This is a genomic window from Endozoicomonas sp. G2_2 (assembly GCF_017744135.1).
GTDB lineage: Bacteria > Pseudomonadota > Gammaproteobacteria > Nevskiales > Salinisphaeraceae > Salinisphaera.
Window position 1 is genome coordinate 306702 of sequence record NZ_JAGHQU010000001.1, and the last position, 14436, is coordinate 321137.

A 14436-nucleotide genomic window follows, 5' to 3' on the forward strand; every position below is an offset into this window, starting at 1 on the left:
GGCGCCACGCATAACGGCTGGTTATGCGTGGCGCGCTTTGAGACCGGCCGTGAAATGCCGGCGGGGCGGCCAGGCACGCGCACAACGGCGGCGTGCCGATCGGCGTCCTAGGCGGCGCCGGCCTGCTTGTCGCGGATGAATGCTTCGACCAGATCGAGAAGTACGCGGGCGCTTTCGGTCTGGTAGGCGTCGATCTCGTCGGGGTCGGCGCCGGGACGGGCCCCGAGCTCTTCTTCCTGCGGGCTGTCGCCTTCCTCGCTCTCCTCGAACGCCGCATAGTCCTCGAACGGGGTCTTGCCGGTCGCCTCGCGGTGCTTGTTGGCGAGTTCCAGGCTTTGCTGCTTGAGCGCTTCCTGCTCGGCCCGGCGCTCCTCGAGATTCAGCGAAACCCGTGTCTTCTCGGTCTGCTGCCGCGCGAGATGGATACGGTTGACCCGGTACTGGTAGTCGGGATCGTCCTCGACACGCATGCGATGGCCGCGCTCGAGCGTATCCATGAGCTGGGCGATCTCGTCGGAGTAGGGGAAGGTCGTGGGCTTGATGCGATCCCACGGCAGCGCGTTGGGTAGCGCGCTCTCGCCGATCTTGGTCGGGTCGACCGCCGCGGGGAAGGTAATGTCCGGCGTCACGCCGCGGTCCTGGGTGGACTCGCCGGTTACGCGATAAAACTTCGCCTGGGTGAGCTTGATCTGGCCTTCCGACAGCGGCATGAGCGTCTGGACGGTGCCCTTGCCGAAGGTCTGGCCACCGAGCACGATCGCGCGGCCGTAGTCCTGCAGCGCGCCGGCCACGATTTCCGAAGCCGAGGCCGACAGGCGGTTGACCATGATCGCCAGCGGCCCGTCGTAGACCGGCCCGTCGTTGCGGTCGCCCAGCACCTGCACGTTGCCGTCGGCGTCTCGAATCTGGACCGCCGGCACGGAGTTCATGAACAGACCGGTCAGCTTCATGGCTTCGCCGAGGGCGCCGCCACCGTTGTTGCGCAGGTCAAGCACGATGCCCGCGAGTTCGTCGTTCTTCTTGAGCTCCTCAATGAGCTGCTTCACGTCCTTGGCCGTGCCGTTGTAGAACGAGGGCAGGGTGATGAGCCCGACCTCGACCTGCTGACCATCGCGCTCGAGCTCGATGATCTGCTTGCGCGCGGCCTGATCCTTGAGCTCGATCTTGTCGCGCACGAGGGTGACGGTTCGCGTCTGGCTGTTGTCGGCGGGCGAGATCTGCAGGCGAACGGTCGAACCCTTTTCGCCGCGGATCAACTGCACCGTCTCGTCCAGGCGCATGCCGACCACGTCGGTGAATTCGCCTTCCTTGCCCTGGCCGACCGCGATGATGCGATCGGTGGGCTTGAGCTTGCCGGACTTCGCTGCCGGGCCGCCGGGAATCAGGCGTACCAGCTCGGCGTAGCCGTTCTTGCTGCGCAGCTCGGCACCGATGCCCTGCAGCTGCAGGTTCATGTCGATGTTGAAATCCTCGGACCGCCGCGGCGAGAAGTAGTCCGTATGCGGATCGTAGCTGTGCGTGTACGCGTCCATGTACGCCGAGAAGGCATCCATGGGCTCGGTCTGGCGCAGCTGCTTGAGTTCGTTGGAATAGCGCTGGGTCAGGCGTTTCTCGATCTCGGCGGTGTCGAGTTCGTTGAGCTTGAGATTAATGACCTGGTTTTCCAGCTGCTGTGTCCACAGCGCTTCGCGTTCGGCCGCCGTCGCCGGCCAGGGCGCGTTTTCGCGGTCGACGTCGAAGCTCTCGTCGTCGTCGAGGTTGAGGCTTTCGATGCCCTGCTCGATACGGGCCAGTGCCCACTGATCGATCTGGATGCGGCGCTTCTGATAGGTGTTGTAGATATCGAAGGCCGCGCGCGTCTGACCTTCCTTGAGTTCGTCGTCCAGGGCGTGGGCGTACTTGTCGCGCAGGCGTTCGATGTCTTCCTGCAGGAAAACGCCGCGCGTGCCGTCGAGTTCCTCGAGATACGCGTTGAAGAATTTCTCCGAGAACGCGTCGTCGAGCTTCACCTTGTTGTAGTGGTTTTCCTGCAGTTGCTTGACGATCTCGCGGTCGATCTCGTCCTGGTTGGATTCGGGCACCAGCGGGGTGTAGCCCTCCGCCGTGCCGCCGCCCGCGTCCGGTACCGGCTCGGGGTCGGCGGGGGAATCCGCCGCGCAGCCGGATTGCGCGAAGACGAACAGGGCGATCAGAAGAAACAGTGCAAGCTTGCGCATGAAGGAACTCATTGATTGGCTGAATCGGCAGCCCGTTGCGTACCCATCCGCAGGCCGCGCCCGGACGATTGCGCGAATTTCCAGGGCGCTGCCGCAGATTTATCGTGTACCGGCATTATCGCGCGCCGGTTTCACGATACACGAATTTTTCCCCTGTACCGGAGCGGAAGAATACGGATCTTTTGTCTGAATGCATCGCTTATTTACCGGACAACGGTCAAGCTGCGCCGTTCACGACCCGATCCCGGCAGCCTCGGCCGGGCCGCCGCCCGGCAGCCTGAAAAACGTCAATTCGTGCTTGTTGTACGCCAGATGCAAAAGCCGCGCGCCGTCAATGGCATAGAATCGTGCCAGGGTCTCGAATGCGACGTTGCCCTGACATTTGACGGTCAGGATCACGCCGGCGCGCGGGCAGGCGCTGCACCAGTAGTCTGCCAGTTCCAGCAGCCGTTCGGGGTAGGCGATCAGGTCGGAGCAGATCCAGTCCGGCGTGCCGACGTCGGCCACGCGCAACGCGAACGCGTCGCCGCGGCGATGGCTGATGCGTGGATGGGCGGCTATTTCCGGGGCCAGCGGCGCACGGTCGATGGAGATCACGTCAGCGCCGAGCGATGCCATGACCCAGCTCCAGCCGCCCGGCGCCGCGCCGAGGTCCAGACACCGTTCGCCCGCCTGCGGCCAACGCCGTGCCAGTGTGAGCGCTTCCCAGGCCTTGAGATAGGCGCGGTTCGGCGGATTGTCACGGTCTTCCACGAACGCCGGCTCGCCGTCGGCGAAGGCGCTGCTGGTGGTGGGCGCGGCAATCAGCCGGTTGCGGTCGATCAACGTCCACGCGCCCAGCGGGGCATCGGGCGGCGCGCTGGGGAATTCCAGCGGCCGAAAGCGGATCGCCGGCAGCTTGTCGGCGATCAGGCGGGCACGCCGGTGGTGGCCTGTCGAATGCAGGGCCCAGTTGCGTTGCAGCGACTTGAGCGCGCGCACGCCATCGCCGATGGATTCGATCGCGATCTCGCGCGGATCCAGCCAGCTCGTCTGTGCCCATGCCGCGGGTGCGCGATGGCCGCGACTGAATACCAGCCGCTGGCGCACGCCGCTGATCTCGGCGCCGCGATGGACAAGTTCGTCACAGAGCGCGTCCACGCGGTCGACGGCGGCCAGATGCACGGCGTCATAGTCGGCGGCGGCGGGCGTGTCGGTCGGGTGCATGCGCGCGGTCGATATCCGGACGGTGTCAGCCGATCACCAGGCGCAGCGCGGGCAGCAGCAGGATGAGCGCCAGCGCGCGGGCGAAGGTCTTCTGGTTCACCTTGTAGTGCAGTCGATGGCCGACAAGAATGCCGGCCACGATGCCCGGCACGGTAAGCAATGCCATGAGCGCCAGCTCCGCGTTGAGCAGGCCGAGCTGGAAATAGACGATGTTCTGCATGAGCGTGCCGAACAGAAACGCCATCGTCAGCACCGCCCGTGCGATTTTCTTCGGGTAGCGCAGGCTCACGTAGATCAACAGCGGTATGGGCGACACGCCCACGGCGCCGACAATGATGCCGGCAACCAGCCCGCAGCCGGCCAGGCCCGCGTCGTCGCGCCGTGACAGGGCGGGCGCCTCTTCCGGCGTGGGTGTGCGCCAGAGCATCAGCGCGACATAGACCAGAATCACCGTGCCGAGGCCGCGCCGCAGCAGGTCCGGCGGCAGCACGGCCAGCAGCTGGGCGCCGATGGCGATGCCCAGCGACAGGCCCACGGCCGCGATCGGTCCGCGGCGCCAGTCCATCTCGTGGCGGGTGAGCCAGGCCAGCATGAGGTTGGGCACCAGCACGACCATGGCCACCACCGGAATGACCTCGCGGAACGGAAACAGCATCACCAGCAGCGTGGCGGTGAGCGTGCCCGAGCCGAAGCCGGTCAGACCCTGTGCGCAGGCGCCGGCCAGCGCAGCCAGATTGAAGAGCAGAATCTGCAAAGCCGTGTCTCGTCGATGGATGGTCGCGCCGCGCAGAGCGCGCAAGGGTAACCGTTCGTGCCGACGGCATATAGCGTATCGCCATCGAACACGGCCGGCGTGCCGGGTGGGCACTGCCGCGCGGCGGGTGTCGGCGGCGCGCATCGGTAAGATGGGCGTTCTGGTTCGTCGAAAAGGTCGCCGTGGTCGGCGGCGGCTCGCTGCGCATGTATCGCCTGCAAAACCTCGCCGCTCTCGAACGCCTGGCCGACAGCCTGCGCGTGCTGGTCGCCCTCACGGGGGTGATCTTCTATACCGGCCTGCGCGACAACCCGCACGAACTCATCCCGCTGGTGCTCGGCGTGATCGCCAGCGCAATCGCGGAGACCGACGACAGCTGGCGCAAACGAACCACTGCGCTGCTGGTCACGCTGGCCTGTTTCAGCCTGGCGGCGCTTACCGTCGAAGGGCTGTTCGAAATGCCCTGGCTGTTCGGGCTCGCGCTGTTCGCGGGCTGTTTCGTGCTGGTGATGATGGGGGCGGTGAGCGGGCGCTATGCGACCATCGCCAACGCCACGCTGCTGCTGGCTGTCTACACCATGATTGGCGTCGATCAGCACGCCATGCCCGATGCGCCGTTCTGGCGCGAGCCGATGCTGCTGGTTGCAGGTGCCGCCTGGTACGGGCTGCTCGCGCTGCTGTGGAACGCGATCTTCGTGCACCGGCCGGTGCGCCATGCGCTGGCGCGGCTCTACGATGCGCTGGGGGCGTACCTCGACGGCAAGGCACGACTGTTCGAGCCGGTGCGCGAGCCCGATATCGCCGGCAAACGCATGGCGCTGGCGCAGATCAATGCGCGGGTGGTCGCCGCGCTCAACGACACCCGGCTGGCGCTGATCGACCGGCTCGAAGGCCGGCGCTCGCGTTCCGCGATGGACGAAAACCTGCGCCTGTATCTGGCTGCCCAGGATATTCACGAGCGTGCGAGTTCATCGCATTACCCGTATCAGGCACTGACCCGCGCCTTCTTTCACAGCGATCTGATGTTTCGCTGCGAACGCCTGCTGCGCCGTATGGGCGATGCTTGCCGGCGCCGTGGCGGGGCGCTGCGCGTTGGCGATACCTTTACCGATGCCGGCCCGGTCGAGGAAGCGCTCGAAGATTTGGAAGCGGCCGTCGCGCACCAGCAGCGCGTGCCCTCGACGTCGATGGCCGACCTCGGCTATGCCGTCACCGAACTGCGCGACAATCTGAACGGCCTGGCCGCCCAGGTCACTGCGGCGCAGGCATCGGCCGACGCCTGGCCGGATCGCGTACTGCAGAATCCCGGGCCGACCTCGCTGGCCGAAAGCGGGCGGCGGATCGCGGTACAGCTCACCCCGGCCTCGGCGCGCTTTCGGCACGGACTGCGGCTGGGGCTGGCCATGCTCGCCGGGTATGTCGTGCTCAAGCTGGTGCATCCCGAGCAGGGCTACTGGATCCTGCTCACCACCATGCTGGTCTGTCAGCCGAACTACGGCGCGACGCGGCTGCGGTTTGCCCAGCGTGTTGGCGGCACGGCGATCGGTCTCGTGGTCGGCTGGGCGCTGCTGCGTCTGTTTCCCGCGCCGGAAATCCAGCTGTTGCTGACCGTGGCGGCCGGTGTGCTGTTCTTCGCAACCCGGTTTCGACGCTATCTGGTCGCGGCGGCCGCCATCAGCGTGCTCGTGCTGCTGGCGTTTAACCAGGTCGGCAACGGCTTCGATCTGATCGTGCCGCGGCTGGTGGATACCGTGATCGGCGGCGCCATCGCCGCGGCCGCCATGCTGCTCGTGCTGCCCGACTGGCGCGAACGCGAACTCCATCAGCTGCTGGCCGATACGCTGTCGGCGCACAGCCGCTACCTGCGCGCGATATTCGCCCAGTACCGCAGCGGCAAGCGCGACGATCTCGACTATCGCATCGCCCGTCGCGACGCCCACAACGCGGACGCGGCCGTGAGTACGCATGTGGCCATAGCCCTGCGCGACCCGCGCGGGGTGCGTTCGGACAGCCGCGAGGCGCTGGCGGTGCTGACCTGCGCGCAGACGCTGATCGGCCATCTGTCGACGCTCGGCGCCCACCGCGCTGTGCTGGCCGAACATGCGGGCAACACGCTGCTGGCCCAGGCCGTCGACTATGTGGCGGACAGTCTGGAAGAGGCCGGCTATGCGCTGATCCGCAGCGAGCCGATGCCGGTGGATAGCGACCGCGAGGCCGATCTGCGCCGCGCGCTCAAGGCTTGGCCCGCCGACGACGAGCCGACGCGGCGGCTGATCGCCACCCAGCTCAAGCTGCTCATCGACACGCTACCCGAGCTGCGCCGTATCGGTCAGATGCTGACCGCCTGAGCCGACACGCCCGAGCGACGCCACTACGCGTCGACCTCGCGGATCGCTCTTGTCAGGCGTCGTTCGAGTAGCGTGGCTCGTCGTCGCCCGGCAGCGGCAGATTGGCGAGGTGATATTCACGGATCAGCTTGATGGTCGGGCGCAGCATGAAATTCACCGAGCCGATCGTGAAGCACCAGACGGCCGGGTACTCGAGGCTTTTGTAGAAGAACATGATCGAGCCGACCAGAAACAGCAGCGCCGCGCAGAAGTCGTTGAGCGTATACAGCTTTTCGTACCGCCCGTAGACCTGTTCGTGCTGACGGGTCGGATGGGCGCCGGGTTGATTCTCGAAAGGCCGGGTCATGACATGAGTCCCTCGTGTTTTTCGTTCGACGAACGGGGCACGGCGCCGCGCGGGGCGCCGTGTGCGATCACGCGGCCGGCACGCCGCCCATGCAGTAGTACTTGGTTTCCAGGAATTCGTGCATGCCGACCTGGCCGCCTTCGCGGCCGAGGCCCGATTGCTTGACGCCCCCGAACGGCACGTGCGGGCCGGTGATATCCATGGTGTTGACGCCGACCATGCCGTAGTCGAGGCCGCGCATGAACTTGCGGATACGCGTATCGGCGTGGGTGAAGACATAGGCGGCCAGGCCGTATTCGGTGTCGTTGGCCGCGTCGATCACGGCGTCGTCGTCATCAAAGACACAGACGGCGGCGAGCGGCGCGAACGCTTCCTCGGAGAAGATCCGCATGTCCGTGGTCACGTCGGCCAGCAGGGTCGGCATGAAAAAGCGCGGCCCCGGCGCATCCGATTGCGGGCGGCCCATCACCCGGGCGCCTTGCTCGCGGGCGTCGTCGGCCAGCGCCTGCGCCTTTTCCACGGCGCGCTCGTGGATCAGCGGGCCGATATCGGTGTCCTCGTCGAAGCCGTTGCCGACGTCGAGTTCGTCCATGCGCCGGGCAAAGCGCTCGATGAATGTGTCGTAAATCTCGCGATGGACGAAAATTCGGTTGGCGGCCAGACAATCCTGTCCGCTGGTCTGGAACTTGGCCGCCAGCGCGCCTTCGACAGCGGCATCGATATCGACGTCTTCACAGGCGATGAACGGCGCATTGCCGCCCAGCTCCATCGACGTGCGCTTGACCGTATCCGCGCCCTGGCGCAACAGCGTGCGGCCGACCGGAGTCGAGCCCGTGAACGACAGCGCACGCACGCGCGTGTCGTCGCAGAGCGCTTGCGACACCCGTGGGCCGCTGCCGGTGATTACGTTGAACTCGCCGCCGTCCAGTCCCGCCTGTTCGGCCAGCGCGGCCAGCGCGAGCGCGCAGAACGGCGTCTCGTTGGCCGGGCGTACCAGCACGCTGCAACCGGCAGCCAGGGCGGCGGCCGCCTTGCGCGTGATCATGGCCAGCGGGAAGTTCCACGGCGTGATGATGCCGGCCACGCCGAGGGGCTCCTGAACCGTGCCCAGCGCGACGTCGGAATGCTCGGCGGGGATGTTGGCGCCGGTCGCGCGGCGGCCTTCCTCGGCGAACCAGCGGATGAAGCTGGCCGCATAGTCGACCTCGCCGCGTGCATCGGCCAGCGGCTTGCCCTGTTCGCGGGTCATCATCTGCGCCAGCGTCTCGCGGTTGTCGCACATGCCCTGGTACCAGGCGAGCAGGCGATCCGCCCGGGTGGTCACCGAGGTCTCGCGCCAGCGTTCGAAGGCCGCCTGGGCGGCGTCGATGGCGCCGATGAGTCGCGGCGCGTCGAGGTCGGGGACGGTGCCGATGGTCTCGCCGGTGGCCGGGTCATCGACTGCGCGGGTGGCGTTCTCGTCCGCATCGATCCAGCGCCCGCCCACATAAGACTGTTGGCGCCAGAGTGACAAATTCTGCCGTGTCATATCGCGATTCGTCAGCGAAGCCAATAGCCCCAATGCTTGGGGCGATCGTGTGCATTATCAAAGGATTTGATGGCCCCTAACGGCACTGTATGGGTGGCCGTTCGCGTGCTATAAAGACGCCGCTCAGTGATTTTACGGAGGCGTTCGGCGCATATCGCGACCGGAGGCGGGGAAAGACGAAAACCGTGACGAACGCAAACCGCATTGCGGATTCGATCCAGGCGCTGTCGTTGCCGCAGGCATCGCTGCAGACCGTTCTGTCGCACGTTTTTGCCGATATCGATGAAGCCGTCGTCGTGTCGGACGAGCACCGCCGCGTGATTCTGGTCAACCGCGGCGCGCTCGAACTGTTCGGCTTCGACGAGGCCGAACTGATCGGCCGAAGCGCGGGCGACATCTATGCCGACCCTGCAGTGTTCGCCGAGGAGGAGCGTACCCGCTTTCATGTCGATGCCAGCCGGCAGCACACCAGCTATCTCTGTCAGTACCGGCGTCGCGACGGCAGCGTGTTCGACGCCGAAACCATAGCCGGCCCCATGCGCGACCCGGCCAGCGGGCGCGTGATGCATCTCAACATCATTCGGGATGTCACCGCGCGGCTTTCGGCCGAGAAAGCGCTGCATTCGCTGCACACCATCGCTTCCGATCAGACGCTGGATTTCGCGCAGCGCCGCCGTGCGATTCTCGAACTCGGCTGTGCCCATTTCGGGCTGCCGACCGGCGTGATCGGCCGGATCGAGGACAACGCCTACGAAGTCGTGGATGTGATCGACACGCAGGCGAACATACAGGTGGGCGACGTCTTCCCGGTGGCGGATACGTTCTGCTGGCATGTACTCGCCAAGGGCCGACCGTTCGGCGTGGATGGCACGAACCGCGAGCGAATGCGCGCCCAGCTGTCCGACCGGCGGTTCGGCACGCGAACCTATGTGGGCAGCCCGATTCTCGTGGCCGGCGAACTCTACGGCACGCTCAATTTTTCCGGGCCCGAGGACGCCGGGCTGTTCAGCCAGGCCGATATGGACCTCGTCGGCATGTTCGCGCAGTGGGTGGGCCAGGAGATTCGCATGGAGCGCAGCATGACGGCGCTCACCGAGGCCCACGAACAACTCAGCCGTGTCGCGACCATCGACGAACTCACCGGTCTGGGTAACCGGCGCTTGCTGATGACCCAGCTCGACCACGAGATCGAGCGCGGGCGCCGCTACGATGCCCCCCTGAGCGTGGCGCTGCTGGATCTCGATCACTTCAAGCAGCTCAACGACATGCACGGCCATGCCGTGGGCGACGCGGCGTTGCGGCATTTCGCTCAACTGGCCGAGGATAGTCTGCGCGGCAGCGATCTCATCGGCCGTTGGGGCGGCGAGGAATTCCTGCTGCTGCTGCCCGATACATGCGCGGCGGATGCCGTAACCACGCTCAATCGGCTACTGACGAAAATCCGTGACACGCCGGTGTCGCACGAGGACGAGGCAATTCGCTTGTCGGCCAGTGCGGGCGTGGCCGAGTCCGACTGTCAGGAAAGCGCGGAAGCCATCATTCACCGGGCCGACAGCGCGCTCTATCGCGCCAAGGCGGCCGGGCGGGATCGCGTCGAGCAGAGCTGAACCGGCCGGTTGTGCACCGAGCCGGCAACGCAGAAGCCGTTCAGCGGGGTCACGCTATCGCGCGAAGATGAAAGCACCGGGGGAATCGGGTCGACCCATCACGTCGACGAAGGACGGATGGCGCTCCCTACGAGACTCGAACTCGTGTTTTCGCCGTGAGAGGGCGACGTCCTAGACCGCTAGACGAAGGGAGCAGCGACCGAAGGCCGCACAGTATAGCGACCTTGCGCCATGTCTCAAGTGCTTTCTGGCGATCGGCCTAGCCGAAGGCGGCGAAGCCGTCGGTGTAAAGCCGCCAGAGGATGAGCACCGCGTAGATGGCGATGAGCGCCACGCAGACGAGGGTGACCGTACGCGGCCCCTTCTGCTCGGGGATGGGTTCACCGCGCATGCGCCGCAGTTTCACGATAAGCAGCCGTACGGCAATCCAGCCGAGAAACGAGAACAGCAGCAGCGCGAAAAGAAACTTCATCGCTGTCGTCGCCTAGCCGCCGCCGAACGGCTGCATCACGCGCTCGAGAAAGACGGGTCCCAGCCGCGGTTCCATGCACAGCGCGAAGGTCAGGCCGTAGGCGGCGCCCCACAGATGCGCGCTGTGATTGATGTGGTCGTGGCCCAGACGCCCTGCGTACAGACCGTAGGCGGTGAACAGCAGCGCGTAGATGATCGCCGGGATCGGGAAGAAGAACACATAGATCGTCGACCACGGCGCGAGCAGGATATAGGCGAACAGCACGGCCGAAACGGCACCGGACGCGCCGAGGCTGCGATAGCGGCTGTCGCTGCGATGCTGCAGATAACTCGGCAGAATCGCGACCACCACGGCCGAGAGATAGAACAGCGCGAAGCCCGGCATGCCGATATAGCGCGAGAAAAAGCCCTCGATCGCGCGGCCGAAGAAGAAAAGCGTCACCATGTTGAACAACAGGTGCTGACCGTCGGCATGCAGGAAGCCGTGGGTGAGCAGGCGGTGGTACTCGCCGCGATTGACCGCCGGCGGCCAGAAGATCAGCCGGTCGAGCATGTCCCGGTTCTGGAAACCGGTAAAGGAGATCGCGCAGGTCAGCGCGATCAGAGCGATGGTGATCACCATTCAAAGCGTCCCGATGAGCCAGTCCGGCGCATGGCGCCGACGAAAACCGCGTTCATGGTACGCAGGTTGCCCGTCGCTGTGATGACGCCGGCATGAAATGCCGCCGGCCCATGCGCCAGACCGGAACGGCTAGTAGGGCGTCACGCCGAAGCGTTGCGGCAGGCCCGGACGCTCGATGGTGCCGACCTGGCCGAAATCGGCGCGGTCGAGAATCTGGTTCAGGCGCCGCTGACCGCCCACGTCGCGCACCACGCGAATTCGCGACGGCTGGCCGTCGTCGCCCAGGCGCAGCACCCAGGCCAGAAAGCCGCTGGAGAAATGCACAAGGCTGCCGATCGGGTACAGCCCGTGGCGTTTCATGTAGCGCTCCACCCAGCGGCGATCGTCCTCGCCGCTGGCGTGATAGAGCTCGCGGAATATCTGCAGCGGTGCCTTGGGTTCCCGGTCCCCCACGCCGCGGCTCATCACGTCGATCATGTCGACGACATAAGCCGCACGGGTAAGCAGGTCCACGGCGACGCTGGCCGGCGCCTCGGGCAACGCGTCGGCCGGCGTATTGAGCCGCTCGATGACCGCTCGGCGCGCACCCCCCGCGGCCCAGGACGCCGCCGGGCCGAGCGCGGCGAGCAGACCGGTATGGCTGTTGGTCGGGTGCGCGGGGTCGGTGATCAGGGGATCGGTCGAGGCGGTATGCGGGCCGGCCTCGAGGACGTTGCCCAGGTCGTGGACCAGGGCGGCCACGGTGATGTCGCGCCGGTTGCTGGCGAGGATGTCTTCGGACTGCACCAGATCGGCGAGCCGGCCGGCGACCGCAATGCAATGCTGGATCACCGGCGGTTGTTCCGGCAGGCAGCACAGCGCATACAAAAACTCCGCGCGGTTCTCGTCGAGTAGCCGGCCGAGCGTGTCGGCGCTTTCATAAAGGCGCTCGACCGGCAGGGCACGTTCCTGGCGCAGCGCGATTGCCGTGTCGCCCAGCACATGGGCGACGCGGCGCAAAGACGCCACCATGGGCGTGTTGTTGGTGGGCGGCTGGTGTTCCTGCCGGTCGAGGCGAATCGACACGCGGGATTCCGTACCGCCGAGAAACAGTCGCGACGGCTGAATCAGGTGGTTGCTGCCGTGCCCGGCGCGGAACGCGATCTCGCGTTCCATCTCGCGCAGCCACTGGACCACGCCGTTGCGGCGCGCATCGTCGCGGCGCGCGAAGGCGAAGCCCACATAGGCATGACCATTACGCTCGGCAAGCTGGACATGACGCACGGTGGCCGGCAACGAGGCGCGCGTGCCGTTCGGGAACTCGATGAACAGCGCGAATACATCCTGGCCGGCGCGCAGCAACATGCCGGCCCGCAATTCGATCTCGATGCCGCAGCCGCCGAGCGACAGGTCCATCAGGCGCGCGTCGACCGGGTTGCGATCCTCGTACACCTGCAGCTGCACGAGTGCACGCATGCCGCGCACGAGGCGGATACGGGTGGATTCGCGCTTGTTGGATACATGCACGCGCGCCGGCTTGGCAATCACCAGTGCGGCGGGCTCCTGTTCGATGCGAAAGGCCTGAACGGCAATGCCGCTGAACAGCAGGGCCTCGACACCGAGGCTGGCGTGCAGCCGTACACCGGCGTCGAAGCGTTCGCGTGGCAGCCCCTCCGCGGTCAGGCTCAGCGTCAAGCGCTCGCCGCCGTCCTCGATGGCGAAATCCTCGATGTCGAAGCGTTCGCCGGTGAGCACGCATTCCACCCGCAGATCGGATCGTCGGGCCTGCTGCAACGACGCCAGCGCGGCGGCTACACGGTCTTCATCGTCGATTTCGATACGGGGTGGTTGCGTCACGTTCATGCGGTGCCTGGTGAAGCTTGCGGATCGCGAGGGACACCGGACTATCGGCAAGAATCTCCTGCGGTTTAGGCAGTTGGCAACGCATCACCCCACATCGCTAGCGGCCGCGCGTGGCCGCGTGCGCTCGCCCGGCGGCGCCGAGGACGGTACGCCCGATACGCAGCCCGGCGCGGCCCGGGCCCTCGCGCCGGCCCTGGAACGATTCGTTGCGCGGATCCAGTTCGTACAGCCAGTGACCACCATGCGGTGTGGTGGTGTAGTAGTCCACGCGTTCCTCTTCGGGCACGTCCGGGCGCCGCTGCAGGCGATAGAGCAGGTAGACGCCCAGCGCCAGCAGGAAGGCGGTGTTGGTATAGAACAGCCCGTTCGGGCCGAACTCGTCCATCGCGGTAGCGGCGACGACCGGGCCGATGCAGCTGCCGATACCGTACGCCAGCAACAGCGTGGTGCTCGCCGCGGTGATCTGGTGCGTGGGCATCTGGTCGTTGGTGATTGCCACCGACACCGGATACAGCGCCGCCGACAGGCCCATATACAGACCGACCACGCCAATCAGCGCCAGCGCATGCTCGCCGCCGACTAACGGAATCGCGGCGCTGGTGCCGGCCGCGATCGCCAGAACCACGATCAGCACGCGGCGCCGGTTAAACCGATCGCACAGGCGCCCGATCGGCCATGCGAGGATCATCGCGCCCACGATCGCGCTGGCCATGAACAGCGACACGCGATCGGTCGGCAGGCCGACGCGGTCGGCGTACACGGGCGCCATCGCATAGAAGGCGTTGACCAGCAGCCCCGCGACGAGCGACGCGATCACACCCACGGGCGAGATGCGATAGAGCGCCGGCAGCGACAGCCGCTCGGAACCCTCCACCACGGGCGCGTCCATGCGCGTGAGCGACAGCGGGATCACCGCCAGCGTCACCAGCATCGCCGCCAGCGTGTAGGGGAACATGGTCTGCGGTGCGCCCACGTTGATCAGCAGCTGGCCCGAGGCGGTCGAGAGGAAGAACACGATCTGATAGACCGCGAACAGGCGTGCGCGATTTTCGTTCGTCGCCCGGCTGGAGAACCAGCTTTCCATCACGATCATCAGACCGGCCATGGCAAAGCCGCCGAACGCACGCAGCGCGGCCCAGAGGGGCGCGTTCACCGCCAGCGGATAGATCTGGACGGTCACCGCCAGGGCCGTGGCGAACACCGCGAAGGCGCGAATATGGCCGACGCGTTCGACCACGCGTTCGGCAAACACGGTGCCGCCCACGAAGCCAACCGAATAACACACCAGAATCCAGCCGATCAGACTGGTGGAAAAACCTTCCACACTCAGACGCAGCCCGAGCAGCGTCATCAGGAAGGCGTTACCACTGACCAGCAGTACGATGCTGGCGATCAGGGCGATGAGGGAAGTGGCCAGTCGTGTCATTGCAACACCGCGCAGAAGAACGAAAAAAGAAAAGCTTCAGGCGCCCGGTTCACGGTCCGGGACGTCAATG

General features: G+C 66.1%; 11 protein-coding genes and 1 tRNA gene. 2 read left to right on the forward strand and 10 right to left on the reverse strand.

The annotated features are described in order from the left end of the window. Positions 1 to 107 precede the first annotated feature (107 nt). The 3 genes from J7355_RS01350 to J7355_RS01360 all read right to left on the reverse strand — a co-directional run bounded on the left by J7355_RS01350 (position 108) and on the right by J7355_RS01360 (position 4176). Complete coding sequence (locus J7355_RS01350; RefSeq protein WP_209059167.1) at positions 108 to 2216, reverse strand: carboxy terminal-processing peptidase; 2109 nt, start codon at positions 2214 to 2216, stop codon at positions 108 to 110. A gap of 231 nt (positions 2217 to 2447) precedes the next feature. Then, positions 2448 to 3422 (reverse strand): SAM-dependent methyltransferase, encoded by a 975-nt coding sequence (locus tag J7355_RS01355; protein WP_209059170.1) that lies wholly within the window; start codon positions 3420 to 3422, stop codon positions 2448 to 2450. 25 nt (positions 3423 to 3447) lie between these two features. After that, positions 3448 to 4176, reverse strand: coding sequence for a sulfite exporter TauE/SafE family protein (locus tag J7355_RS01360; protein WP_209059173.1), 729 nt, complete (start codon positions 4174 to 4176; stop codon positions 3448 to 3450). Between the two features lie 206 nt (positions 4177 to 4382). Here J7355_RS01360 and yccS point away from each other — a divergent pair, with 206 nt between their 5' ends. Then, complete coding sequence (gene yccS, locus J7355_RS01365) at positions 4383 to 6524, forward strand: YccS family putative transporter (RefSeq protein WP_209059176.1); 2142 nt, start codon at positions 4383 to 4385, stop codon at positions 6522 to 6524. 52 nt (positions 6525 to 6576) lie between these two features. On the opposite strand, the gene J7355_RS01370 is transcribed toward yccS, so the two are convergent. Next, a complete protein-coding gene (locus tag J7355_RS01370; protein WP_209059179.1) occupies positions 6577 to 6870 on the reverse strand; it encodes a YrhK family protein in 294 nt (97 codons plus the stop codon). A 67-nt stretch (positions 6871 to 6937) separates the two neighbouring features. Beyond that, a complete protein-coding gene (locus J7355_RS01375) occupies positions 6938 to 8398 on the reverse strand; it encodes an NAD-dependent succinate-semialdehyde dehydrogenase (RefSeq protein ID WP_209059181.1) in 1461 nt (486 codons plus the stop codon). 185 nt (positions 8399 to 8583) lie between these two features. On the opposite strand from J7355_RS01375, the gene J7355_RS01380 reads away from it, so the two are divergent. Then, positions 8584 to 10005: a diguanylate cyclase gene (locus J7355_RS01380; protein ID WP_209059183.1), complete on the forward strand. Its 1422-nt coding sequence runs from the start codon at positions 8584 to 8586 to the stop codon at positions 10003 to 10005. 118 nt (positions 10006 to 10123) lie between these two features. Here the strand turns inward: J7355_RS01380 and J7355_RS01385 are convergent. The 5 genes from J7355_RS01385 to J7355_RS01405 all read right to left on the reverse strand — a co-directional run bounded on the left by J7355_RS01385 (position 10124) and on the right by J7355_RS01405 (position 14366). Continuing rightward, positions 10124 to 10199, reverse strand: a tRNA-Glu gene (locus J7355_RS01385). Positions 10200 to 10264: 65 nt separating this feature from the next. Then, positions 10265 to 10477, reverse strand: a complete 213-nt coding sequence (locus J7355_RS01390) for a hypothetical protein (RefSeq protein ID WP_209059184.1) — start codon at positions 10475 to 10477, stop codon at positions 10265 to 10267. A 12-nt stretch (positions 10478 to 10489) separates the two neighbouring features. Beyond that, positions 10490 to 11098, reverse strand: a complete 609-nt coding sequence (locus tag J7355_RS01395; protein ID WP_209059185.1) for a rhomboid family intramembrane serine protease — start codon at positions 11096 to 11098, stop codon at positions 10490 to 10492. A gap of 129 nt (positions 11099 to 11227) precedes the next feature. Next, a complete protein-coding gene (locus tag J7355_RS01400) occupies positions 11228 to 12940 on the reverse strand; it encodes a PilZ domain-containing protein (protein WP_209059186.1) in 1713 nt (570 codons plus the stop codon). 97 nt (positions 12941 to 13037) lie between these two features. Next, positions 13038 to 14366: an MFS transporter gene (locus J7355_RS01405; RefSeq protein WP_209059187.1), complete on the reverse strand. Its 1329-nt coding sequence runs from the start codon at positions 14364 to 14366 to the stop codon at positions 13038 to 13040. Between the last annotated feature and the right edge of the window lie 70 nt (positions 14367 to 14436).

Coding starts and splice junctions, on each gene's coding strand:
- J7355_RS01390 (WP_209059184.1), bottom strand. CDS start 10,477: ATGAAGTTTCTTTTCGCGCTGCTGCTGTTCTCGTTTCTCGGCTGGATT.
- J7355_RS01375 (WP_209059181.1), bottom strand. CDS start 8,398: ATGACACGGCAGAATTTGTCACTCTGGCGCCAACAGTCTTATGTGGGC.
- J7355_RS01370 (WP_209059179.1), bottom strand. CDS start 6,870: ATGACCCGGCCTTTCGAGAATCAACCCGGCGCCCATCCGACCCGTCAG.
- yccS (WP_209059176.1), top strand. CDS start 4,383: ATGTATCGCCTGCAAAACCTCGCCGCTCTCGAACGCCTGGCCGACAGC.
- J7355_RS01395 (WP_209059185.1), bottom strand. CDS start 11,098: ATGGTGATCACCATCGCTCTGATCGCGCTGACCTGCGCGATCTCCTTT.
- J7355_RS01405 (WP_209059187.1), bottom strand. CDS start 14,366: ATGACACGACTGGCCACTTCCCTCATCGCCCTGATCGCCAGCATCGTA.
- J7355_RS01400 (WP_209059186.1), bottom strand. CDS start 12,940: ATGAACGTGACGCAACCACCCCGTATCGAAATCGACGATGAAGACCGT.
- J7355_RS01350 (WP_209059167.1), bottom strand. CDS start 2,216: ATGCGCAAGCTTGCACTGTTTCTTCTGATCGCCCTGTTCGTCTTCGCG.
- J7355_RS01355 (WP_209059170.1), bottom strand. CDS start 3,422: ATGCACCCGACCGACACGCCCGCCGCCGCCGACTATGACGCCGTGCAT.